Source organism: Deltaproteobacteria bacterium HGW-Deltaproteobacteria-18, from assembly GCA_002841885.1.
GTDB lineage: Bacteria > Desulfobacterota > Desulfovibrionia > Desulfovibrionales > Desulfomicrobiaceae > Desulfomicrobium.
In genome coordinates this window covers 377,494-402,027 of the sequence record PHBE01000002.1, presented here as the reverse complement: position 1 = coordinate 402,027, position 24,534 = coordinate 377,494, and the positions used below count along the sequence as shown (strand labels likewise).

Annotated in this window: 25 protein-coding genes; 19 read left to right on the top strand and 6 right to left on the bottom strand. The window is 49.5% G+C overall.

Going from position 1 to position 24,534, the window contains the following annotated elements; genetic code table 11:
* The first annotated feature begins 4 nt into the window (after positions 1–4).
* The 9 genes from CVU60_03270 (at position 5) to CVU60_03230 (ending at position 9,760) form a co-directional block, all read left to right on the top strand.
* Entirely contained in the window at positions 5–1,240 is a 1,236-nt protein-coding gene (locus CVU60_03270; protein PKN43390.1) for a hypothetical protein, read from the top strand.
* Positions 1,241–1,243: 3 nt separating this feature from the next.
* A complete protein-coding gene (locus tag CVU60_03265) occupies positions 1,244–2,365 on the top strand; it encodes a hypothetical protein (GenBank protein ID PKN43389.1) in 1,122 nt (373 codons plus the stop codon).
* Between the two features lie 4 nt (positions 2,366–2,369).
* Complete coding sequence (locus CVU60_03260; GenBank protein ID PKN43388.1) at positions 2,370–3,479, top strand: hypothetical protein; 1,110 nt, start codon at positions 2,370–2,372, stop codon at positions 3,477–3,479.
* A gap of 65 nt (positions 3,480–3,544) precedes the next feature.
* The gene (locus CVU60_03255) at positions 3,545–5,710 is read left to right on the top strand and encodes an oxidoreductase (protein PKN43387.1); all 2,166 of its coding nucleotides are present in this window, start codon (positions 3,545–3,547) and stop codon (positions 5,708–5,710) included.
* Complete coding sequence (locus CVU60_03250) at positions 5,711–6,862, top strand: hypothetical protein (GenBank protein ID PKN43386.1); 1,152 nt, start codon at positions 5,711–5,713, stop codon at positions 6,860–6,862.
* A gap of 16 nt (positions 6,863–6,878) precedes the next feature.
* Positions 6,879–7,997: a UDP-N-acetylglucosamine 2-epimerase (non-hydrolyzing) gene (locus tag CVU60_03245; protein ID PKN43385.1), complete on the top strand. Its 1,119-nt coding sequence runs from the start codon at positions 6,879–6,881 to the stop codon at positions 7,995–7,997.
* Positions 7,998–8,079: 82 nt separating this feature from the next.
* Complete coding sequence (locus CVU60_03240) at positions 8,080–8,814, top strand: glycosyltransferase (protein ID PKN43425.1); 735 nt, start codon at positions 8,080–8,082, stop codon at positions 8,812–8,814.
* Between the two features lie 362 nt (positions 8,815–9,176).
* On the top strand, positions 9,177–9,371 hold the full coding sequence (locus CVU60_03235; GenBank protein PKN43384.1) for a DUF2191 domain-containing protein: 195 nt from the start codon (positions 9,177–9,179) through the stop codon (positions 9,369–9,371).
* A complete protein-coding gene (locus tag CVU60_03230; GenBank protein ID PKN43383.1) occupies positions 9,368–9,760 on the top strand; it encodes a VapC toxin family PIN domain ribonuclease in 393 nt (130 codons plus the stop codon). The genes CVU60_03235 and CVU60_03230 overlap by 4 nt, the downstream gene beginning before the upstream one ends.
* A 185-nt stretch (positions 9,761–9,945) precedes the next feature.
* Here the strand turns inward: CVU60_03230 and CVU60_03225 are convergent, their stop codons facing one another.
* The 4 genes from CVU60_03225 to CVU60_03210 all read right to left on the bottom strand — a co-directional run bounded on the left by CVU60_03225 (position 9,946) and on the right by CVU60_03210 (position 11,221).
* Positions 9,946–10,320: an XRE family transcriptional regulator gene (locus CVU60_03225; protein ID PKN43382.1), complete on the bottom strand. Its 375-nt coding sequence runs from the start codon at positions 10,318–10,320 to the stop codon at positions 9,946–9,948.
* A complete protein-coding gene (locus tag CVU60_03220; GenBank protein ID PKN43381.1) occupies positions 10,317–10,571 on the bottom strand; it encodes a type II toxin-antitoxin system RelE/ParE family toxin in 255 nt (84 codons plus the stop codon). Before CVU60_03220 ends, CVU60_03225 begins: the two co-directional genes overlap by 4 nt.
* 223 nt (positions 10,572–10,794) lie before the next feature.
* Positions 10,795–11,091, bottom strand: coding sequence for an integron cassette protein (locus tag CVU60_03215; GenBank protein ID PKN43380.1), 297 nt, complete (start codon positions 11,089–11,091; stop codon positions 10,795–10,797).
* The gene (locus tag CVU60_03210) at positions 11,048–11,221 is read right to left on the bottom strand and encodes a hypothetical protein (GenBank protein PKN43379.1); all 174 of its coding nucleotides are present in this window, start codon (positions 11,219–11,221) and stop codon (positions 11,048–11,050) included. Before CVU60_03210 ends, CVU60_03215 begins: the two co-directional genes overlap by 44 nt.
* 290 nt (positions 11,222–11,511) lie before the next feature.
* Here CVU60_03210 and CVU60_03205 point away from each other — a divergent pair, with 290 nt between their 5' ends.
* From CVU60_03205 to CVU60_03190, 4 genes are all read left to right on the top strand, one after another.
* A complete protein-coding gene (locus tag CVU60_03205; protein PKN43378.1) occupies positions 11,512–11,757 on the top strand; it encodes a CopG family transcriptional regulator in 246 nt (81 codons plus the stop codon).
* Positions 11,621–11,983, top strand: coding sequence for a type II toxin-antitoxin system mRNA interferase toxin, RelE/StbE family (locus tag CVU60_03200; protein ID PKN43377.1), 363 nt, complete (start codon positions 11,621–11,623; stop codon positions 11,981–11,983). Before CVU60_03205 ends, CVU60_03200 begins: the two co-directional genes overlap by 137 nt.
* Before the next feature lie 686 nt (positions 11,984–12,669).
* Entirely contained in the window at positions 12,670–13,215 is a 546-nt protein-coding gene (locus tag CVU60_03195; GenBank protein PKN43376.1) for a hypothetical protein, read from the top strand.
* A 245-nt stretch (positions 13,216–13,460) separates the two neighbouring features.
* Entirely contained in the window at positions 13,461–14,057 is a 597-nt protein-coding gene (locus CVU60_03190) for a hypothetical protein (GenBank protein PKN43375.1), read from the top strand.
* Between the two features lie 348 nt (positions 14,058–14,405).
* Here the strand turns inward: CVU60_03190 and CVU60_03185 are convergent, their stop codons facing one another.
* The gene (locus CVU60_03185; GenBank protein ID PKN43374.1) at positions 14,406–15,095 is read right to left on the bottom strand and encodes a hypothetical protein; all 690 of its coding nucleotides are present in this window, start codon (positions 15,093–15,095) and stop codon (positions 14,406–14,408) included.
* 186 nt (positions 15,096–15,281) lie between these two features.
* Complete coding sequence (locus CVU60_03180) at positions 15,282–16,988, bottom strand: sigma-54-dependent Fis family transcriptional regulator (GenBank protein ID PKN43373.1); 1,707 nt, start codon at positions 16,986–16,988, stop codon at positions 15,282–15,284.
* A 391-nt stretch (positions 16,989–17,379) separates the two neighbouring features.
* On the opposite strand from CVU60_03180, the gene CVU60_03175 reads away from it, so the two are divergent.
* The 6 genes from CVU60_03175 to CVU60_03150 all read left to right on the top strand — a co-directional run bounded on the left by CVU60_03175 (position 17,380) and on the right by CVU60_03150 (position 24,145).
* The gene (locus CVU60_03175; GenBank protein PKN43372.1) at positions 17,380–17,874 is read left to right on the top strand and encodes a hypothetical protein; all 495 of its coding nucleotides are present in this window, start codon (positions 17,380–17,382) and stop codon (positions 17,872–17,874) included.
* 160 nt (positions 17,875–18,034) lie between these two features.
* Positions 18,035–18,589 carry a sugar transporter gene (locus CVU60_03170; protein PKN43371.1) on the top strand — a complete coding sequence of 185 codons (555 nt, stop codon included), beginning with the start codon at positions 18,035–18,037 and terminating at the stop codon, positions 18,587–18,589.
* Positions 18,590–18,597: 8 nt separating this feature from the next.
* Positions 18,598–19,761 (top strand): hypothetical protein, encoded by a 1,164-nt coding sequence (locus tag CVU60_03165; GenBank protein PKN43370.1) that lies wholly within the window; start codon positions 18,598–18,600, stop codon positions 19,759–19,761.
* Between the two features lie 163 nt (positions 19,762–19,924).
* Entirely contained in the window at positions 19,925–21,652 is a 1,728-nt protein-coding gene (locus tag CVU60_03160) for a lipopolysaccharide biosynthesis protein (GenBank protein PKN43369.1), read from the top strand.
* A gap of 280 nt (positions 21,653–21,932) precedes the next feature.
* Positions 21,933–22,853: a capsular biosynthesis protein gene (locus CVU60_03155; GenBank protein ID PKN43368.1), complete on the top strand. Its 921-nt coding sequence runs from the start codon at positions 21,933–21,935 to the stop codon at positions 22,851–22,853.
* 173 nt (positions 22,854–23,026) lie between these two features.
* A complete protein-coding gene (locus tag CVU60_03150; protein ID PKN43367.1) occupies positions 23,027–24,145 on the top strand; it encodes a hypothetical protein in 1,119 nt (372 codons plus the stop codon).
* The last annotated feature ends 389 nt before the right edge of the window (positions 24,146–24,534 follow it).

Genomic DNA, 24,534 nt, shown 5'->3' with positions numbered 1-24,534 from the left:
CAATATGTCTCGAATCGTGATTTTTAACACTATTTATGCTCAAGGTTCACAGCTTGCTATGATGGTTATGCAAGCTGTATATTTCATAATTATAGCGCGATCCTTATCTCCTGAAGGTTATGGATCTTATTTATCTGTTTTAGCATTAGTTTCTTTTTTTATGGTATTTTCTGCATTCGGTAGTGAACGTCTCATGATAAGAGATATTTCACTTAATCGTAATAAATTTAACATTTACTGGGGAAGCGCATTACTGTCTTTATTTTTATTGTGTTTAGTCGTCATTTTTTTAATAGTTATAATTGGAAAATATTTTTTTGAAAATAACATTGATATAAAATTATTATTATTCATTGCTATTTCAGATTGTTTATTTGCTCAAATAGTCAATATTCACAGCTATGCTTTTCAAGCAATGCAAAAAATTAATTATATGGGTTTTTGTAAAATATTATTAAGCTTTTGTCGGTTAATAAGCGTTATTGTTTTTTTATATTATAGTTCAACTTTAACTGCGGAGGCTTGGGCTATATTTAATTTGATTGCATCTTTTTTTGGTGCTTTGTTTGTGACGATATTTGCAATAAAATGTAATGGACTTCCAATATTAAATTTATATTATTTTAAAAATATATTTTCAGGTTTAAGTTTTGCTGCGACAAGTTCAGCAGTATATGCTTCAAATGATATAGATAAAGTTATGTTGTCTTCAATAGTTGGACAATCTGCTGTTGGTATATACGGTGCAGCGTATAAATTAATTAACATATCATTTACACCGATATTGTCTTTGCTAATATCAACATATGCAATTTTTTTTGAAAAAAGTACAGTTAGCATAAAAGCTGTTTTTGATTATGCATTTAAATTGTCAATAGTTGCTTTGCCATTTGGATTAATTATTTCGATTAGTATACTATTTTTCGCTCCTGTTGTCCCTTTTATTTTAGGAGATAAATATGCTTCTTCTGTAACTGCAATGCGGCTATTGTCGTTTTTGCCAGTTATTAAGATATTTCAATATTTTGGTGGTGACGCTCTTACAGCGCTAAATATGCAAAATCATCGCTTAAGCGTCGTTGTTATTTCTACTGCAATCAATGTAATTTTGAATTTTGTATTAATTCCGTTGTACTCGTGGAAAGGAGCAATTTTGTCTACTCTAATATGTGATCTTTTTATTGCCTTAAGCATATGGACTCTGCTAGTTTTTAAAGTAAAAAAATCTGCTGAGGTTTAATCGATGATATGGATTGTTCAAAAAAAAATTCCACATTATAGAGAAGATTTTTTTGTGTTATTAAATACAATTTTAAAAAATGTTGTTATAATACATTCGTCTATACTTCAATCTGATAGTTTAGTTACAAATACAAAATTTGATTTTTGCAATATTTTAGTAAAAATAATTAACACACCATTTGGATATTATCAACCTATAGCCTATAAATTTTTAAAAGAAAAACCAAAATATGTTGTGTTAGGTTTGGAATTAAAAATTTTATCAAATTATATCATTTGGTTTTTATCGTTATTTACTAAAACAAAATTAGTGTGGTGGACACATGGTTATAATGTTCATATCATAAATAGTGGATTTAGATTTTATATTGATCGTATAATAAAAACATTGCTTATGAAACAATGTTACGCTGTTTTATTGTACACTAAATATAAAAATGACGAGTTGATTGCTTGGGGTGTTGATCGTAATAAGATAGTGGTTCTTAATAATGCATTAAATGAACAGCCACTATATGAAAGTTTTATGAATACATTAAAGAATTCTGATCACTCTGATATTGTTAATAGTAAAAGTAAAAATAATAATTCATCTTTGACCCTAACATTTGTAGGTAGACTTGTTGAGTCAAAGAAAGTTCATAAGTTACTACAATTAGTTAACATTTTAAAATATAAGATTCCTAATTTGCGACTCTATATCATTGGTGATGGAGATAGAAGACTTTATCTTGAAAATTGTGCTAAAGAAATGAACTTAACAGATTGTGTATTTTTTACTGGAACAATTCAAGATCCTAATGAATTAGCTAAGTATATGCTTATTACGGATTTTACAGTTTATACTGGAACTGTAGGATTAGCAATTGTACATAGTTTTATTTACGGAATTCCCTTTCTAGCACTTGAAGGGAAAGGGCATAGTCCTGAAATATCCTATCTTGAAAATAATAAAAATGGATACATGGCTAAAAATTTAGACGATATGGCTGATTGGATATTAAACGCGTATTGTAATCCACAATTAATTGGAAAAATGAAAAGAGAATGTCGTCAATTAATAATAAATGAAGTTAATATTAAGAACATGGTAAGTAATTTTATTAGTGTTTTTAAAGAGTGATCTGATGAAAAAAACAATTTTGCTTTTAATATCCGTTCCTCCTCCGATGCATGGATCTAACTTTATGAATCAGTGCGTTTTAAATTCATCTATGCTGCACTGTAAATTTCATGTTTTAACTATTCAAATGCAATATTCTTATTGCAATAAAAATTTAAAAGTTTTTTCATTACGCAAATTAAAATTAATGTTTATTTATTTATTTCAACTTATAAAAATTGTAATTTTAAATAAGCCAAATGCAGTTTATTTTGTTCCGGCTGTAGCTGGTTATGCTTTTTACAGAGATTGTTTTTTTGCTTTTGTTATTAAATTTTTTAAAGTTAAAATTATCTATCATTTGCACGGAAAAGGTATTATAAAAGAAACAAAAAATTATTTTAAATTTATAATATACAAATGGTTTTTTAACAACTCTGAAGTAATTCATTTGTCACCGATTATGTATTCAGATATTGAAAATGTTGTATCAACTAATCAAATGCATTACGTTCCGAATGGTGTTTCAAGTTGTGATGCTGCATTAAATAATAGATGTCGTAACAATTCACATGTCACGATATTGTATCTTTCAAATTTAATACCTTCAAAGGGACCGTTGCTTTTGCTTGAATCATTACGAATTGTTATGAAACGCGGATATAAGTTTAATGCTATTTTTGCTGGAAATGAAACAAAAGAAATTACTGCGAGTATGTTTATTAATCTAATTGGTTCTTATAATTTAAATTCTTATGTATCATATGTTGGTCCTAAATACGATAACGAAAAAAATAATTTATTTTTTAAATCAGATATTTTTGTTTTTCCTTCACAATATGAAAGAGAAGTATGGCCTTTGGTTATTTTAGAAGCTATGTCATTTGGTTTGCCAGTTATAACAACTTCTGAAGGAGCAATATCTGAATTTGTAATTAATTCTGAAACAGGATTTATCGTAGATAATTGTACTTCTGAAGAAATCGCAGATAAAATTTGTTATTTATGTGATTTTCCTGAAATACGTTATAAAATGGGTGATAACGCTATAAAACATTTTAATAATTTTTATACTATTGATATTTTTGAAAATAACTTAGTTAATACTATTGATTTGATTTTAAATATTAATTAATTTATTTATTAAAATGATTTAATATCAATTTGAGTGTTCAAAACGTTTAACTATATTTAAAAAACATGAAGCAACTTACTCAAAAATTAAAAAATGGATTTATGCAAATTCTTGATGCGCCGTTGCCGCAAGTTGGTTCTACAACAATACTCATTAAAAATTATTATTCATTAGTTAGTGCTGGCACTGAAGGGAATACAGCCAAAGCAGCGCGCTCTAATATTTTAGAAAAAGCTAAATCTAGGCCGCAACAGGTAAATCAAGTACTCAATACATTAAAAACTCAAGGTCCAATTCAAACTTATCGGGCTGTTATAAAAAAACTCGAAGCTTATTCACCGCTAGGCTATTCTTGTGCCGGTGTTGTTTTGGCTGTCGGTGAGCGAATTAACGATATTTCTGTTGGAGACTTGGTTGCGTGTGCAGGTAATAATTATGCTTATCATGCAGAAGTTGTTTCTGCTCCAAGAAATTTAGTCGTGAAATTGCCTAAGATTTTTAATAACAAACTTACTGAAGATTCTTTCATGCAATCAGCTGCTTACAATACTCTTGGGTCTATTGCTTTGCAGTCTGTACGCTTGGCTGACCTCAGACTTGGTGAGACTTGCGCTGTCATTGGTTTGGGACTTCTCGGTCAGATCGCTTGTCTTTTGTTAAGAGCGTCCGGGGTTAGAGTTGTAGGCATTGATGTTTCATCTGATATGGTTACCTTGGCTAATGAAAAATGCGCTGATTTTGCTATGTTACGTGATACTGCGGGTATTGAACATATTATTTCAGATTATACTTGTCAGCTTGGTTGTGACGCAGTCATTATCGCCGCAGGGACATCATCCCTTGACCCAATTAATTTTGCTGGCTCAATTTGTAGAAAAAAAGGGACTGTTGTTGTGCTTGGAGATGTCCCGACAGGGTTTGATCGTGAGCCTCATTATTACAGAAAAGAGTTAACTCTCAAGATGTCCTGTTCTTATGGTCCAGGGCGTTATGATCCAGCCTACGAGGAAAAGGGCATTGACTACCCTCCAGCGTATGTCCGCTGGACTGAAAATAAAAATATGCTCGCTTTTCAACAACTTATTGCATCTGGAAAAATTGACGTATCTTATTTAACCACACATATTTTTGCACTCGAAGAAAGCACTAAAGCGTACGATATGATTGTTGATAAAAGTGAACCTTTCGTCGGTATTTTAATACGATACGATCAAAGCCAACAAACATTGCAATCAGCGGTCTTTGTGCGTGAACCAAAGAAGATTTCTGGTGTCATGGGCATAGGCTTCATAGGCGCTGGATCTTACGCACAGAGTTTTCTGCTCCCCAATATTCCTAAATCCGGTACGGCGATGCGTGGTGTAATGACATCTACTTCAGCCAGTGCCAGGACTGTTGCCGATCGTTTTGGGTTTGAGTTTTGTTCGACTTCAGAGAATGATATTTTTGGCTGTCAAAATATTCAAACATTGTTCATAGCCACAAGACATAATACACACGGCGAATTTGTCATTAAAGCACTGAGCAATGATCAACATGTTTTTGTCGAAAAACCCTTGTGTCTGCAAAGGGATGAACTTGAACAAATACGATCCTTAGCCGAAGGCAAGAAACACACTCATGTTATGGTGGGGTTCAATCGCCGATTTTCTCCACTAACTGAGTTTATTAAATCTAAAATCGGGGTTGGCCCTATGGCGATGATGTATCGCGTGAATGCAGGCTCAATCCCTGTTGACTCATGGATACAAGACCGTGAGATTGGGGGTGGACGGATTCATGGAGAAGTCTGCCACTTCGTAGACTATCTCATTTTTATGAATGGTTCGTTGCCAAACAGTGTTTGCGCTCATGCCGTACCAGATGCCCTCGGCTTAAATGATACTTTGACGGTTTCTTTGAGTTTTGTGAATGGATCAGTAGGAACAATTCAATACTTTGCGAACGGCTCCAAGTCTTTTCCCAAGGAATATTTTGAAGTGCATGCGCATGGTTTGAGCGCTACAATGAACGATTATCGTGAAGCGATCATTTTTGGAAAGGGGAAGCCTGAAAAAAAGAAACTTCTTGTACAGGATAAAGGCCAAACCCAAGAAGTTCGCCTTTTTATCGAAGCTATTCAAAAGGGGCTACCAACCCCTATTGCCTTGGAAGATATTCTTGCAGGATCTGAAACATGCTTTGCCATAGAGGAATCAATCCGTACTGGTCATGCAGTCAGGTTAAAATAAATGTCTAGCAATCAAATTATTGCACAAAGTTGCGACAGGGTTCTAGACTGGGTTCTGGAGGAAGATTTTTGCGGATGGGATTTGTTCGATGGTCTCAACTCACAGCTTTTCCAACTAACTCCTTTGGCGAGGTCCCGTTATTGCCGCCTGGCTTGGATTCAGTTTTTCAAGAAATCCCCTCTAAATTTTCGAGTTCCGACACTAGTGCCCAAAGAATACAACCCAAAAGGGTTGGGGCTTTTTGCCTCGGGATTGCTGCGTCTCGGAAGGTCCTCAGATGCCGAAAATCTACTGATTAATTTGCTGACGCAGAAATCATCCGGGTTTCTAGGTATGAGTTGGGGTTACAATTTTGATTGGCAGGCTAGGGCCTTTTTTGTGCCGAAAGGAAAACCGAACATGGTCACAACGGTATTCGTCGCGCATGCTTTTCTGGATTATTTCCAGAAGACTGGTGATGATAAATGGCTAGCTCCTGCGCGGGGCGCGTGTTCGTTCATTCTTGAGCACCTGACCTTGGAGCCCGACTTCTGTTTCGGCTATATCCCAGATGAAACAACACGAGTGCACAATGCAAATATGCTAGGATGCGCGTTGTTGGGTCGCGTATTTTCCATTACAGGCGAAAGCGTGCTACTTGAAGCCTCTTACAAAGCTATAGAGTATTCTGTTAAATCACAGAAAGATGATTATTCTTGGCCATACGGTGAACGCAATCATCATCAGTTTATCGATAATTTTCATACTGGTTTCAATTTAGTTGCTCTTAAAGAATGGATGGATTATGTAAAATCTAAAGAATGGACTAATCAACTTAATAATGGTTATTTATATTATCTTAATACATTTTGGCTAGATAACGGCTGTCCCAAATATTACAATAATTCCATGTATCCGATTGATATTCATTGTTCTGCACAAGGAGTTGTTACTTGCTGTAAACTTGCATCGCTAGATCTACAAAGAATGGATATGGCCCATAAAATTGCACACTGGGCTATTGAAAACATGCAGGATAAGGAAGGTTTTTTTTATTATCAGAAGACACGATGGTACACGAATAAAATTCCTTACATACGCTGGTCTCAGGCTTGGATGCTCTACGCATTGTCTCATTTGATCGAAGCTGAAACTTCAGATTCAAAAATTTAGAAATACAGGTGGTCTTGTGAAAGTAATCAATGTAGTTGGTGCCAGGCCGAACTTCATGAAAATTGCTCCAATCATTGATGCTATGAATTTGCGGTCAGAAATTGAACATCTGCTTGTGCATACTGGGCAACATTATGGCCAAAAGATGAGCCAAGCTTTTTTTGATGATCTTGGTCTGCCTAAACCGGACATTGATCTCGGTGTTGGGTCTGGTTCCCATGCTGTTCAGACTGCCGGAATCATGGTCGCATTTGAACAGGTGCTTCTCGAACATAAGCCCGATTGGGTTATTGTTGTCGGTGATGTGAACTCCACCATGGCCTGCACCATCACAGCCAAGAAATTGAACGTCAAAGTCGCCCATGTTGAGGCGGGGTTGCGCAGCCGTGACATGACAATGCCCGAGGAAATCAATCGTCTTTGCACCGATGTGCTTGTTGACGCTCTGTTTACCACAGATCATTTCGCTGATGAAAATCTGATCCAAGAGGGAGTGCCTCAGGACAAGATTCACTTTGTGGGCAATGTCATGATCGACACTTTGCTCAAACATAGGGACAAAGCCCAGGATCTGGGCACGTTCGAACGATTTGGATTGGAACCGGGGCAGTATGTTGCGATGACCATGCACCGACCCGGCAACGTTGATGAGAAATCCACGCTCCAGGGCATTCTGGAAGTGCTGAAGCGTTTGTCCCACGATATTCCCATCTTTTTTCCCATACATCCCCGGACCGCCAAAATGATCAGCCAGTTTGGTCTGGATGATTATGTCAGCACGATCCCCAAAGATGGGAAAAAGCTTGGTCCGGGAGTGTGGGTGACAGACCCTCTCGGGTATCTGGATTTTCTGAATGTGAACATGCATTCGCGGTTGGTGCTTACCGATAGCGGCGGATTGCAGGAAGAAACCACGGTTCTTGGCATTCCATGTGTGACCATGCGGCCCAATACGGAACGGCCCATCACGTGCGAAATGGGAACAAATCTTATTGTGGGCAATGATCCGCAACTGATTGAATCGGCAGTGTGTAAAATTCTTGCCGGAGGCATAGGCGAACACCGGATTCCGCCAAAATGGGATGGCAAAGTCGGGCAACGTATCGTTGCGAAACTGATTGAGCTTGGTGTTTGATGCTTGCCAAATCACGGAGAAGCAGATGACTTTTTTGGGTGCTGATTTCGGCCTTAGGCCGCTGACATTCCTAGGGCAGAGGATGCATGCTTTGAGCATGGACGAGACGGTGGAATTGATTACCGACCGTGTGTCAGGAGGGCATTTTACTCAGCATGTGGTGGTGAATGTCGCCAAACTTGTGAACATGCAAAGCGATGCAAAACTCAAGGAATCCGTTGATAGCTGCGATATCATCAACATTGATGGTATGGGTGTCGTTTGGGGCGCTCGTCTTTGCGGGCATACGGTTCCGGAACGAGTTGCGGGTGTTGATCTATTTTTGAGGCTTCTTGAAAAATCAGCTTTGAAAGGCTTTTCGGTTTTTTTCCTTGGAGCCAAACCTGAAATAGTGGAGAAAACGGCCCAAACCATGACTGTGCGATATCCTGGCTTGAAGGTGGCTGGATACCATCATGGCTATTTCTGGGATGATGAAGAATTTGTAGTAGACATGATTCAGAAATCGAAAGCTGATTTGATTTTTGTTGCAATCTCTTCGCCTAAAAAAGAAAATTTCATCAATAAGTGGAAAGACCGCCTCGGAGTTCAGTTTGTCATGGGCGTGGGTGGGACTTTTGATGTGGTTTCCGGAAAGACTCGGCGTGCTCCTATATGGATGCAGAAATATGGTCTGGAGTGGCTTTACAGGGTCATTCAAGAACCGCGCAGGATGTGGAAACGATATCTTGTTACGAATACTAAGTATCTAGTCTTGCTATTTAAAGAATTTATTTCATCATCTGGTGCTCTGAGACAAGAGAAAATTTCGAAATAACTCTTTGATCACCAAGAACGGCGGCATCGCCATCTGCGCCTCCATCGCCCCGTATCCAGAGGCCAGTGCATGGGGTCAGGTCTCGTCTTGACCTACCTGTCCCAATCATCTAGCAAATCACCATGTCACGCCCCTTACGCATTGAATATCCCGGCGCCTGGTATCCATATCATGAACCGTGGCCGCAGGCGGGAGAAGATCTTCCTTGACTCCTCAGACTATCAGGCTTTTTCGATCTGCTGGTGAACGTTTCGGACATGATCAAGGCTCAAGTCCACTAAAAACCCCTTCATGAATTCGGGTAGACGGAAGCGTATTATGTGTATAAAATATGAAATTATACACACGGGACGGGAGGAGTCATGCGTACAAACATTGTTGTTGATGACCAGTTGATGGATCAGGCCTTGAAGCTTTCTGGGCTCAAGACAAAGAAGCAGGCGGTGGAAGAAGGTCTGCGCCTGCTGATCGCTATGAAAAAGCAGGAGTCCATCCGGCAGTTTCGGGGCAAACTGACGTGGGAGGGGGATCTTGACGCCATGAGGAAAGATTCGTGATCGTCGTGGATACTTCGGTCTGGATCGACTATTTCCGCGGGGTCGCCGCTCCACATACGGATTTGCTGGATCGTGCGCTTTCCGAGTCGCGCATCATTATCGGCGATCTGATCCTGGCCGAGATTCTTCAAGGATTCAGCAGTGAAAGAGATTTTCAGATTGCAAGACAGCTCATGGATGGCCTGGAGTACAGGGATTTTGTCGGCAGAGACATGGCGATGGCGGCGGCACAGAACTACCGCGCTTTGCGAAGGCAAGGCATCACGGTGCGCAAGACCATCGATGTCCTTATCGCGACATTCTGCATTGAGAACGGCTTTGGTCTTATCCACAACGACAGGGATTTCGATCCTATGGAACAGCTGTTGGGGTTGAGAGTGTTGCGGTAACCGCTAGCAAATCCACATGTCACGCCCCCCAGAAGGCTGGGGGTCAGGTCTCGTTTTGACTTATCTTGCCCTGCCAAGGGTCGAGTGCCATCGCGCCCAGTTTAATCAATCCACGGCTGGGGGTCAGGTCTCGTTTTGACTTATCTTGCCCTGTCAGGGGTCGAGTGCCATCGCGCCCAGTTTAATCAATCCACGAGATCATCCATATCCACTTGAAGAACCTCGGACAGTTTCTTGAGCAGATCTACCGATAATCCACGCTTGCCGGTTTCTACCTGGGAAATGGCCGAAGGCGTGACCCCGACCATCGCGGCCAGGGCCGCAGTCGATATGCCGCGATATTCGCGCCAGATCCGAAGCGGATTCTCCCTGCCTAGCAGTCGCTCTACGAGATCGTGGGGATAGGTTTCCTCACCGGACGCAATGGCCGCCATGGTTTTGTCAGCGTCCACAATGTCCTGAAGCTCTTCAAGGCGTTCTACCATTGATCTGTACTCATCCCACGGGACCACCGCATAGGCGGGGTTTCCGGAATTGTTTTCAATGACTTGGACGTTCATTTGTACACATCTCCTCTGGTTCCTACCTTCATCACGAGCACGATGAGCTTTCCGTCATCGATTTCTAAAATCACTCTGTAGTCGCCAATCCTCAGTCGAAAGTATGGGCTGTTGGTCATCTTGATCAGGTTCCCCTGAAAAGCCGATCTGTCCTCATCGATTTGGCGTACCGCCGACATGATGTCCTCAGCCTTCGCCTTGGGCATTTTTCGCAAATATTTGAGCGCCTGCTTGCTGTACATGATGGGCATGGAAATAATTAACTCAGAGTTAGTTGCTTGGCAAGGGGAGGCGGGGGAACGTTAGACGTGATGCGTGATGCGTGATGCGATAAAGGCAGGGATGGAGGCAGGGGTGGAGGCAGCGGCAATATGCTTTGCCAATCACCATTCACCAATCACCATTCCAGCGGCCATTAGCTGGCTTCCTCGCAACGAAGCGTTCGTTCAGGCGTCACCCCAGTGGGCGATGTGCTTAAGGGTTCTTTGCGAATTTTTGCAGGGAATTCGTTTTCGCCTTCTTGGGGAATCGGTCTGGATACAGTATTGCGTCCTGGCAAAGATCTACATCCAGATCCGGCCAGTAATAATGGCCTGGGGAGGGTTCCTGGACATTTGTGACCATGCGCAGCGGTACCTCCGCGAACCATGGGAAATCTTCATATGAGAGAAACATTTCTAGCCCGTGAGACAAAAGCCAGATTCCGTGTCCGGATATGTTGGTGACCTCAGTCGTCGAAGTGATTGCGCCAAGCGCTGATGAACTCGCCATGGAATTCCTCCAAAATTATTTCAATCGATTTTAGCTCTTGGCGCGAAAATCGGTGATTGTGCGCCAATTCCAGTTCGGGCTCGAGCCAGAATTTTGCTTCTCCCGACTCGGACGATACGTGAATGTGCATCCTTGTTTCTTCACGAGAGAAAAAGAAAAATCGATAGCTGTTTTTTCTCAGAACTGACTGTAGGAGTCATGCTTATCTCTAGCGCACAGGTCATTAACAGACAAGTGGGAGGCAGTGGGGAGCGGGAGGCGTGATGCGTAACGCGTGACGCGATGGAGGCGGGGATGGAGGCAGGGATAAAGGCAGGGATGGAGGCAGGGGCGGATGTAGCGAGACGGCGGCGGGGAAGCAGGGGTAGCGCTTGTCAGCGCAGTCACTTGTAGTTACTGTGACTACATGGAGGAATCATTATGAGCGCCGCAGAAACCGTATCCACCAGTTTTCGTGCATCAAAAGACAAAATTGAGCGTATCGACGCTGTTGCCGCGTCCATGGGCAGAAGCCGCAATTGGCTGCTGAATAAGGCGCTGGACGACATCTTGGAGCATCAGGCCTGGTTTATGGCGGAGGTCCAGAAAGGCATTGCGGCCGCCGATAAAGGCGAGTTCGCTTCCCCGGAATACACCCGCCGCAAAAGACCTGGGCATCGTACTTGAATACATCGCCGCCGATGATGCCGAGGCCGCCCACCGGGTTGCCCAGGCGATCCGGACAGCCAGCGAACGTTTGGACCAGTTTCCCCAGATGGGTCGCAGTGGGGCCGCAGTGGGCACTCGGGAACTTGTAGTGCCAGGTCTGCCCTATGTCCTCGTCTATCGTGAGCAGGGCCTTGCGATCCAAATTTTACGGCTCCTGCATACGCGCCAGAAATGGCCGGTGTAATGATGCGTGATGCGTGATGCTTGAGGCGGCGACAGAATCAGCGATAGAGGCAACGACAGAGGCAGCGACGGGAGAGCGACAGAGGCAGGGACGGAGGCAGGGGATCGTGAGGCGTGATGCGTGATGCGATAAGAAGGTAGCGACTGAGGCAGCGAGAAAGGCAACGTGTCTTACCAAAAACTATTCACCGATCACTAATCACCAATCCAGCGGAACGTGATGCGTGACGCGTAACGCGTGATGCGGCCAATTCATAGAAAGTGCAGTGTGCCTTTTCCATTCACTATTCACCAAGCACCAATCTAACGGATCGTAATGCGTGACAAGTGACGCGTGATGCGATGTCGCAGGCAATTTTTTTAACCAGAAACTAAAAACCAAAAACCAGAGACTAAAGCGGGACGTGTGATGCGTTTTGCGACAGAGTCCGGGCCTTTTCCATTCACTATTCACCATCCGCAGCGACGGGGCAGCGGGATGCGCAGGCGGAAGCGGTGATTTCGAGATGGGTTTCTGAGCGCAGGGAATTGGGCAATGTGCTGTAGTCTGATCTTTTTGGACTAAAAAGTAATCGTATTGCTATAAATATCTGATAATATTATATGTTATTGTTTTTGGTACATATCTTCCATCGCGGCCTTGGATAAATCAAAACGCCAATCCTAGAATTATTCAGGAGTTATGTCATGAAAGCTGCTCTAAAAGTGTTGTTTGTTTTTCTGTTGCTTAACCTGCTGTCAGGATCGGCGATGGCGGTAACACTTGACTTTGACGGGGCTACCGATCTTACCGCTTATGGTAAGACATATGGGGTTGAATTCATAGGTGATTGGACACTGTATCCCAAACCTGGCGATCCGGAAATAGTGACTTTGAATTTTTCGGGAGCTAATGTCGAAGCTGGTTTTAATTTTTCTGTGAATCCGGTTTATCAGCGAGATTTTGCCTTCGATTATTCATTGGTTTATGGTGGTGCCGCGATTGTTGAGGGTTTGGATGTTGCTGGAAAACGCCTTGGTACGTTTGACTTGCTGGTTGGTCTGGATAATCAGTTTTCTGTGCCTTCTGATTGGGGAACAGCTTTCCTTAGCAGTATAAATTTTACGCTCAAATCCGGCGCACTTTTGGTAGACAACATCAATTTCACACCTACTCCCCTTCCTGGCGCCGCCATCCTCTTCGGGTCCGGCCTGCTCGGACTGGTTGGTTTGCGCAGAAGGCAGATAGTTTAGAAGGACGGAGGCAGCGGTAAGCGCAGCGACAGTGGCGAGGATATTTTTTCTGGCCCTGCCTTTATCCACCTCCAATCCAATCTTCACCGTTTCAAACACTAGGCGGGCTTGTCCCGCCTTTTTTTATTGTCTTCTTCACAGCCAGTCTTGCCTGTTCGGACTCCCGCTGGGAATGGATATTGCTTAGTAGCCTTGGATGTTTTTACCAATGAAACGCGAATAAATGCCTGCAACAGGAGTAGGGAATGAAAACGGGGATCAAGGTCTTTGTGATAGGTTTGTTCATGCTGCTGGCCGGTCAGGCGCAGGCGGCGGTTAACACGTATACAACCGTAAATGATATTCTGATGCCTAGTTCTCCATTTCTCTCTGCTGAGAGTCCTGCTGCCTTGAGTGCAGATGTTAAATTGTCCGGATTGTTTGATTTTATTTATGTCGGTTCTGAAGCGGCTGATACTAATAAGTTGATCGAGCTTGTTGGCGGTAGTGGTAATAAAGTCATTTTTAATAATAAAAGCAATGACAACGATACTTCTTATTCGCTTAATATAGAAACGTTGTTTGCCAAAGGGCAGTCGACAAAAAATGAAGTGTTTGCAATCAACGCATGGTCTGAAGCTATCCATGTCTACTTGCTTAAATCTGACGTCAGCATCAACAATGTCTTTCTGACAGCCGGATCGTATCTTTTCGGCTTCAACGACGGAGGCAGTCCCGACGCGGACTTTGATGACCTCGTCTTTGCCGCAAAAACCAGCTCCGTGCCCCTCCCCGGTGCGGCCATCCTCTTTGGCTCCGGCCTGCTAGGGCTGGTCGGACTGCGCAGGCGGGAGATAGTCTGATCGGATTGTACTGATTTTAAAGCTTCAAGCGGGTTTATCCCGCTTTTTTTTGGCCTGAATTTGGTTTTTAGTAAAAAAAAAAGATGTATGGGCGTGAAGTCAATGTGATTAGCGAGGCGGATGTTGAATCGTTGGTAATGAGTTCAAATGATTTTATTCCTTCGGTGATTAAGGCTGCTTCAGCTTTGGCGGCTCGGGACAAAACCATTTCCATTGTCGAGTACCTGACCCTGTTCGCTGTCTGCGAGAAGATCAAGAAACTCGTTGACAACCAGGTCGTTGTCTATGTCGTAGTTCTCAAAAATGCGGATGGAAGCGTCTGTTTCGAAGAATCCCTGCGCAACATTTTCAAGCTATCTTCCTTCTTCGCAACCCGACCAGCCCAAGCAGGCCGGAGCCGAAGAGGATGGCCGCGCCGGGGAGGGGGACGGCGGAGGTGCGGACGATGAGGTCCTGGGAGAGTCCGTCGGTCAGCAGCTGGAATCTGGATTCGAGGTCAAGGCCGCTAAAGTCGCTGATGGAGGAAACATCATCGAGCATGGCTGTGTAAAGGTTGTAAACTCTGACCGAATCCCAGCCCAGCCACCAGCGATCAAGCCAATTCGGCTTGAGCGGAGTGTAGTCACGGGACTGCGTGGATTGGCCAAGCACGCTCCAGATGGCTGCCTGCAGTGCGGAGATGGTGACGCGGTTCGTCGTGCCCTGGAACCCGGTATCCGTTGTCTCGTAGGTGGAGTACTTGTCGATGAGCCACGCAGCCTGCAGGTAATTGCCGGATATTTCGGCGCTTTGATATTGCGTGTCTGCGGAAAAAGTCTGTCCGAGTTCGGCGCAGTACCCAAAAGTCGAGGATACACCCTCGACGGGGGAGCTGAAGGACAAATTGAACTCGTAGTTCCGGTGGTCGTATGCTGTTTGGGCTTTGTAAACGGACCCCGCATCGAACGTAGCGCTGGTAAGCGACACCGACGCCCACACATTTCCGGCGCACAAAAATAAAACCATCGCCAGCACAATTCCCTTCATCTTCGTCTGCATACGTTTCCTTGTATGTGGTTTCCGGCCTTCATGGCCGGGCACTGCGTGCATTAATATCAGCTGTCTGATTTGGCAGGACAAATGAATTATTCCGGGCTGTTTTAGCAATAAATGAACCAAGGGATGGCGCGCTGGGCGTTAGGCGCCTCCGCCATCACGCATAGAACATCGAAATTCCCTGCGTCCTCAGCTCCCGCTGATACTCATGCTGTGCTTGCTGAGCAGGTCGTAGAGGCGGGCGCGGGAGAGGCCGGAGATGGTCAGGGCGCGTTGGAAATTGCCTTGGCTGCTGGTCACGAGGCGTTTCAGGTAGGCGAGCTCCACTTCCTGCATGGCCAGTTCACGGACTGTGCGTAAGGGGAGCAGTTGCGAGTCTGCGGTGCTTTCCGGAGGCAGCGGGAGGGCGATGTAGGGGCCCTCAATGTGCGCGAAGCCGTTGCCGGGTTGGTGCTGCGTGAGCGAGCCGACAAGTCCTTCGGGTGTTTGGGACGGTGTCCTGGATGAGTCCGGGGAGGGAGCCGTGCAGAGGCCGGAGTTCGTCGTGCGGGGGGGCTGTGGGCATTCTTGCGGATTCATGGCGCGAGTTCCTGACAGGGCCGGTTGCCTGTCAGGGATGGCGGCGCGCGCAGGGGGCAGGAGCGGACAGCCGGAGGTATCGCCCTGGGCTCTGCATTCGGTTGCCTTCTCGGTCACGAGGTACCCATCGGTATGGGCTCTGCCCGAGCGCTTGAGCAGTACCTTGGCGCGGATATCCACGGGCAGATGCTGCGGGTAGAGCCTGCATTCACCATTGCCGTTCTGCACTGTCGCGTGCAGTACGTTGATCAGCTCCCTGACGTTGCCGTGCCAGTTGTAGAGGGTCAGGGCGTGGTGCAGTTCATAGGAGATCTCTTTTTCGTCACAGCCGAGTTCAGCGCAGATCTGGCGCACATGGTAGTTTGCAATGGGCAGGATGTCCTCTTTGCGTTCCCGCAAGGGGGGGAGCTGGATCACGCTGGTGCGCAGGCGGTGATAGAGATCCTTGCGGAATTCGCCCCGCTTGACCATGGCTTCAAGGTTGCGGTTCGTGGCCGCGACCAGCCTGAAATTGCTGGAGATCTCCTTTTTTGAGCTCAAGGGCCTGAAACGGCGTTCCTGCAGGACCCGCAGCAGCGATTTTTGCACCTCGATGTCCAGATCGCCGATCTCGTCAAGAAAAATGGTCCCCCCGTCGGCCTGCCGGAAGAGGCCGTCACGCGATTCGGCAGCCCCGGTGAACGAGCCGCGCTCATGACCAAAGAGCAGGCTCTCGGCCAGCGTCTTGGGGATGTTGGTGCAGTCCACGACGATGAAACTGTTGTCCGCGCGTGTGCTGTTCTCATGTATGGCGCTGGCGAAGAGTTCCTTGCCGGTCCCGGTCTCGCCCAGGATGAGGATGTTGACATTGCTCTGTGCGGCGGTGGCGATGTGCTCCAGGCACTGTTCCAGGCAGGGGCTGGACCCGAGAATGGCATCGCGCTTGATGTTGCCATGGCTCTTGGTCTCCATCCTGGCGCGACGATGGTGCAGGCAGCGATTGATGGCCTGACCGAGCTCCTCCTGGGTGAACGGTGCACAGACGACGTCCCATGCCCCGGCGTGGATGGCTTCTTCCAGTATCCCGGGATTGCAACCGTTTGTGATGATCAGGATATGCGGCCTGCACTCGGATTTGGCCAGTGCCGCTACGGCTTCGCCGGGTTTTTCCGTGATGTCGATATCAAGAATTACAATGTCGAATGCGTTGGTTTTGAGGGTTTGAATGGCATCGGCACAGGAGGCAAGAGAATAGCATTCATGTCCATGGCTTTCGATGGCCGGACTCAGCAGGTGACAAATATCACTGCGTTCATGAATGATGAGTACTGAGCCCATATTATTCTTTGCCTTTGAAAGATGCTTGCCATGTAGACCGAAGCAGTCGGAGATGAATAGCGCCAATGTAAGACATTTAAGTTTTCTTAGAGATGTTTGTATGAGTGTATGACGTTAATGTAAGACATCTTTATTCTGTATTGTGCCTCTGGAAAAATGGGCTACACGAAACAATAATGAATGTGAAGTATGTATTAATGCGGTATTTGTCCTGTCGTGAATATTTTCATAACATCTCGATATGATGAAAGTCCGATTCGATCGGACTTAACTGGTGCTTGTTTTGCGCGGCGCTGTGGTAGTCCTGTTTCGTTGGACTGGGCGGGGGAGGGGGAGCTGTGAAACCGTACGGTATGGGCGGATGTCAGGGAAAAGGTCTGCTGAATTCTAAATGGCACAATTCTTTCATATGATTGCGAAAATTTGCATGGGAGTATCCGTGACACAAAAACGCCCCCCCCTATGGTTGAACACCGACCTTGACCGCTATTTGCGGGATCAGGACGAGTCCGGCGGTGAGGCCCTGGCTGCCCCGAGCGCCCCCCTTGCCGATGGCAGCGCACAGGACCGGCGCAGAGCAACCCGTCAGCTCCTGTCCGGCTTTGCCGTTGTTCACACGCTGGACCCGGACGGGCTCAAGGGCCGGTATCGGGTGGCGCAGTTGCGCGACATCTCGACCACGGGCATCGGCTTGCATCTGAATGCGACCGAGCCCGAGAATTTCAAGGAAGGGCGTGAATTCGAGGTCCTCTTCCAGTTCTCGGATCATGGAAAACCTCTGCACATGGCCTGCACCGCCTGTCGCAAGGCACTGGACGAGGCCGGGGTGATAATCGGCGCGGTCTTCAAAAATCCCTTGGGCTCACTGGCTGAAGTCAGTTGCTGATGGCTGTCTGAAATGGCTTGGACGCATTCCCTTTTCCCAAAAAGGCTGGGTGGCTCCGGCCCAAGTTCCAGCGCGTCTTGATTTTTCTGGGTCTTGGATCCTGACCTGATTGGCTGGATTGAAAAGGATGATTAATTTTTTGCATTTTTATGGAGCATTTATGAGTTTTTTCATGCGGGCTTCGATTCTTTTTTTTCTGTTTTGCGTTCCTGTGCACGCCAGCCAAGGGGCGACCTTTCCCCTGGGCAGTGGAGACGTGCTTGAGATTTCCGTATGGGGTGACGAGAGCCTGGCGCGAAAGGTTCTGGTGCGCCCGGACGGCAAGATTTCCTTTCCCCTGGTTGGAGACATGCAGGCCGCCGGGGTCAGCGTCGAGAATCTGCGGGCCGAGCTTGAGACCAGGATCGGCGAATATATCCACGGCGCGCCCGTGACCGTGATGCTCATCGAGTCGCGCAGTTCCAAGGTTTCCGTGGTCGGCAAGGTGCAGAAGTCCGGCGTGTTTCCCATGGACGGGCCCATGTCCGTGCTGCAGGCCCTGGCCATGGCCGGGGGCATGACCCCGTATGCCTCGACCGGTTCGGTGCGCGTCGTGCGCACGGACACGACAGGCACGCAGAGCTATCTTCCTTTTGACTACGACCACGTCGCGGGTGGCAAGGGCCTGGAGCAGAACGTCCTGCTCGAACCCGGCGATATCGTCATCGTCCCCTGACCGCTCCCATGACGCATTGCATCAAACCCCTTGCCGCCTTGCTTCTGGCCGGCATTCTCATCCTTGGCCCGGCCGCGAAGAGCGGCGTGTGCGAAACCATGGTCACGCCGTCCATCGGCGTGCGCGCGGCCTTTGACGACAACACCCTCGGCAAGGGCGAAACCGATGCCGAACTCATGCTCTCGCCGGCCTTTAAGGTCGAGGGGGGCGACGAGGTGACGCGTCTCGGGCTGCAGGGACGCCTGGACGCCTTTCAGTACGCCGAGCACGAAGACTATAGCCGGGAAAACGCACAGCTCGGGGTCGAGGCCTCTCACGCCGTCAGCGAGCGCCTGGTGCTGCGCCTCGGCGCGAAGTGGGTCCGCGACCACACCGTGGAGAGCGAGTTCGACGAATCGGGCATCACCACGGAGAAGGCCGCGCGCAACCACTACTCCGCGACCCCGGGCCTGACCCTGCGCATGAGCGAGCGGGACGAATTGTCCGTGGAGGGCAGCGCGGGGCTTATGCAGTACGAATCAACGGGGTATACCGATTATCTGTCCGGCGGCCTGACCACGACCTGGAGCCACGCCTTGGGCGATGGCCTATGGCGGATCATCGGCCAGGCCGGGGTCCAGAATTACCGCTTCGACCGCGTCGACGGCGAGACGGAGCAGCTGGTCCTCTCCGCCTTGGCCGGTTTTGCCTGGAAAGCCTCCGAGACACTGGAATTCCAGGTCCTGGGAGGCGTCAGCCAGACCGAATCGGACGTGGATTTTGATTGGGGCCTGAGCATGAACAACAGCCAGATGACGTTTTCGGGTTCGGCCTCGGGCACCTGGACGGACGAAATCTGGAGACTGACTTTAAGCGCGGACAGGTCCGAATCACCCTCGACCTACGGCGAGCTCATCACCCGTGACCGCCTGCGCGCCTCTTTTGGCCGCAATCTGACCGAACGCCTCTATCTCGGGGTGCAGTTGGCCTGGTACATGTCCAAGACCGCAGGCCTGGTGCAGGACGAGAACACCCAGACCTACAGCATCGGTCCGACCCTGCGCTACCGCCTGAGCGAGGATACCACCCTCGACGGCGGCTATCAGTACACCCACGAGGATGACATCGAAGCGGACGAGGTGACGGATCGCAACCGCGTGTACCTGGGCGTGACGGTGGAGTGGGGATTGTGATGCGTGATGTGTAATGCGTGAGGCGTAATGCGATGGCGGGTTGCTTGTCTTTCTAATCAAAAATGTAAAACTTGAAACATAAAGGGTTAAGCGTGATGCGTGACCATGTCTGTTTCCACGGATCACGCGTCACGCATTGCGCGTCACGGATCAAGGAGTTTGAATGACCAGTTTCAGTGAAGAGACCGAACTTGGATATCTGCTCGGCGTCATCCGGCGTCGCATCTGGCAGATGGTTTTGCCGGCCATGGCCGTGTTTGTCGTGGTTGCCGTGGTCGTGGCCCTGTTGCCCGCCAAGTATCAATCCTCGGCCACGATTCTCATCGAGGGGCAGGAGGTGCCGCAGGAGCTGGTGCGCTCCACGGTGACTGGATTCGTGGAGGAGCGGCTTCAGACCATCACCCAGGTCGTTTTGAACCGCTCCAACCTGATGAGTATCATCGACCGCATCGGCCTGTATCAGGACGAGCGCAAGAGCATGACCTCCGAGGCGCTGGTCGAGATGATGCGCAAAGACATCACCATGGAGCCCATCCAGGCCGAGGTCATGAGCAACACGGGTCGTCCGGCCACGGCGACCATCGCTTTCTCTGTGGCCTTTGAGGGCACCGAGCCCGCCAAGGTGCTGCAGGCCACCAACACCCTGGTCTCCCTTTTTCTGGAAGAGAATCTCAAGAATCGCGAGGAGAAGGCGTCCACAGCCTATTCCTTTCTGGAAAAGCAGCTCGTGGCCCTGCGCGACGAGGTGGCCCAGTCCGAGGAGCTCATCGCCCGGTTCAAGGAGGAGCACCTGGGCTCCCTGCCGGAGCTGACCCAGCTCAACCTGCAGACCCTGGACCGCGTCGAGCGGGACGCGCAGGCCGTGCAGGAGAACATTCGCGGCATCCTTGAGCGCCGGGCCTTTCTGGAAGGACAGCTGGCCACGGTTACGCCGCAGCGCACCCTGGTCACGGCCGACGGCGGGCGCGTCCTGCCCCCGGCCGAGGAGCTGCGCGCGCTCAAGACCAGATACGTATCCCTCACGGCCACTCATTCGGACAAACACCCCGAAGTCATCAAGCTGCGTGAGCAGATCGCGGCCCTGGAGGGCAGCGGCGTGAGCGTGGATCTGGCCGAAGAACTGGAGGCGGAGCGCGCCAATTTGGCGGATCTGCGCGCCAAGTACGGCCCGAAGCATCCGGACGTGCAAGCCGCCGAGCGCCGTGTGACCGCTCTGGAAAAGAGCGGCGCGGGTGCAACCAGAGTGGCACCCAGTTCCGTGTCCGAGAGCGCGGATAATCCTGCCTGGATGGCCCTCAAGAGCCAGTTGCAGGCCACGGCAATGGATCTGCAGAGCCAGCAGGCCATGCTCGCGGACCTGCGCCGCCGTCAGGATGACCTGACCCTCCGTCTGGAAAACACGCCACGGGTGGAGCAGGAATACCGCAAACTGGAGCGCGACCATCAGAACGGCCAGCTCAAATTTCAGGAAACTTCGCAGAAGCTCATGGCCGCGCGGGATTCCAAGGAACTGGAAGAGGAGCGGGCGGGCGAGAAGCTGACCCTGATTGAACCGCCCATGCTCCCTGAAGTGCCTTCCAAGCCCAAACGCATGCTGCTCATGCTGGTCGGCTTCGTCATGTCGCTCGGCTTCGGGGCCGGCTGCGGCGCCCTGGCCGAGGCCATGGACGGCTCGGTGCGCGGCCTGCGCAGCCTGCACGCCCTGACCGCCGTCCCGCTCCTGGGGTCCATCCCTCACATCGCCACGGGTGCGGAAGTGGCCCGGCGCAAACGCAAGATCACCATGGCCGTGGCAGGCATGGCGGGGGCGCTCGCCGTGCTGACGGGGCTGTTCCATGTCTACGTGCGCCCGCTGGACATCATTTTTTATCAGATATTGGACAGGTTTTAGGGAGAGAACGTGATGTGTGATGCGTGAAGTGGGGTGCGTTGGCGCTTTGCTTGGGGTTTGGATTGAAACGAGACGCGTGACACTTAAAACCAAAGAATAAGAATTTGAAAGGCTGCGATAAAGGTCGCGGCAAGACGAGGACTAGGCACGTGTGAGGCACGATAAGGCAGGGGTAACGGCAGAAACAGGACTGACACAAAGGCATGGGTACTACGAGTAATTTTCTGCCCCTGCCTTTTCTGCTGCCTTTCCCGTTGCCTCTCAAATATACAGGAGCACTATGAGCAAGATCATCAAGGCCCTTGAAAAGGCCGAGGAAGCAGAGCGGCTGGCTGCGGGGAGTTCGGGTGGGATAATTGTGCAGGATTCGGTTCCTGCCCGGTCCGTTGCGTTTGACGCGCAGCCCGTAGCTGTCGCACAGGCCGCACCTGCCGCACAGGTCGCACCTGCCGCACAGGTCGCACCTGCCGCACCTGTGTACAGGGCGAAGGCGCAGGCCGGGGGCGCGGAGCGACGGGACAGTGTTGAAGTGCGTTACGCCCAGACCAAGATCGAGCAGGCCTGCTTTCACAAGATGGAGGAGCGCAGGCTCCTGGGCGAGGGCGCTCCGCGTGAGCTTCGCGACGCCTTCAACGTCGTGCGCACGCAGATCCTGCAGCAGACCCGTTCCAAGGGGTTGAACACGATCATGGTCACCAGTCCTGGCCGGAGCGAGGGCAAGACCACGGTGGCCACCAACCTGGCCATCACCATCGCCCGCGATGCCAGCCAGACCGCCCTGTTGGTGGACGCCAACCTGCGCTGGCCCGGCATCTCCTGCGGTCTGGGCATGGACTCGCGGCCCGGCCTGTCGGACCATTTTTTGCGCGGCCTGTCTGTGGAGAGCCTGTTCGTGAATCCGGGCATCGACAAGCTCGTGGTCCTGCCTGCTGGCGCTTCCCAGGAGGATTCGGTGGACATCATCAGTTCGCCCGGCATGCAGGATCTCGTGGCGGAGCTGAAGAGCCGCTACCCGGACCGCTACGTCATCTTCGACTGTCCGCATCTGCTGGGCATCCCTGACGCTCTGGTTTTTGCCGAATACGTGGACGGCATCGTCCTTGTGGTTGACGAAGGTCACACCGCGCAAAATGAGTTGAAAACCGCACTTGGCATGCTGGAAGGCCGGAATTTGTTGGGAGTGGTATTAAATAAGACGTGATGCGTTATGTTTTGTGATGCTGGTGTTAGGTTTTAAGTTTTAGGGTGGGAATACATGCAGTGATTTGTGTCGTATTGAGAAGCGTTGATAGGTGAAGATGTTTTACGTATTATGCTTCATGTATTAAAAATAAAACATAAAACTTGAAATCTAAAGCCAAAAAAAGAAAAAACATGTACGAAAATTTCTACAATCTGCGCGAGCGCCCATTCACTATCGTTCCTAACCCAGCCTACCTTTACATGAGCGAGAAGCACAAGCTGGCTTTTGCGCATCTGAAGTACGGCCTGGGGGAGGGGAGCGGGTTTGTGGTTCTGACCGGTGGCATCGGCACTGGCAAGACCACGCTCATCCGCTATCTGCTGGGCCGCATCGAGAAGGCCGTGGACGTGGCCCTGGTCTTCAATACCAATGTCACGGGCGAGGAACTGCTGCGGCTCATCATCCGTGAGTTCGAAGCCGGCGAGCCGGGCGGCGACAAGGCCGCGAACCTGGCCATGCTCAACGAGTATCTTATCGACCGCTTCAGCCAGGGGCGGCACGCCATAGTCATCGTGGATGAGGCCCAGAACCTGTCCCGCGACGCCCTGGAGGAGGTGCGCCTGCTCTCCAACCTGCAGGGCAACAGCCGTCCGCTCCTGCAGGTGGTCCTGGTGGGCCAGCCGGAGCTGCGCCGCAAGCTGGCCGATCCGACCCTGACCCAGTTGGCCCAGCGCATCACGTCCACTTTTCATCTGCCTTCCCTGGAACTCGACGAGGCCAAGGCCTACATCTGTTTTCGCCTGGCGCAGGCCGGGGGAAACCCGCTCCTGTTCACGCCCGAGGCCATGGAAATCATCCACACGGTCTCGGCCGGGGTGCCGCGCCTGATCAACATCCTCTGCGACGCGGCCCTGGTGCATGGCTTCGCCGACGAACTGCCTGTCATCGGCCCCGAAGTGGTGCAGGACGTGGCCCGGGACATGGCGCCCATGCTGCACTCCAACGGCATCCAGACCGCGGCGGACCCCGAGCCCTCGGCCGGAATGGAGGTCACGCCGGATCTGGAGGAGCGCCTGTCCGCCCTGGACCGCCGCCTCACGGTCATGGAAGAGCGTTTCGCGGCCTGGGGCACGGATGTGCAGCTCCTGACCCTGGAGCTTGGGGCGCTGAAGGAGCGAATCGACGCCGCCCGCGTTCCCGCACAGACCGAAGCAGTCATCCCGCTTGAAGCTCCCGTCGAAGAAAAGCCTGTGCCTGCGGAAAAGAAGCCGCAGAAGCCCGGTGGTTTTTTGAAATGGCTGTGGGGGTGATTGGTCAATAGTGAATGGTGATTGGCAATGCTCATTCGCCATCGCTGGCTCCGTCGTTTGTCCTCGTTCCATCCGTCTGCCATCACCGCCTTTGTCCTGCCTGCTATTCCTTCCGATCATGACCACGGCGGAACGCCGTAGGGGCAGACCCATGTGTCTGCCCGATTTCGATGTGCTTCCAGGCAGCCACGTCGGGCAGAAGAAGGGCGCCCACGGGGAACCGCCCTACGTTGCCTGACCAAAAACCATTCCCCTTCCCTGTCTTGTCCAATCGGACTCTCACTGGGAATGCTTATTGCTCAATGCCTGCGGCTGTATCTTTTATCCGGTTATCCGGGACTTGGCTGGTGCGCGGCAGGGTTGAGCCCGACTCTTTATCGCTCCCAACC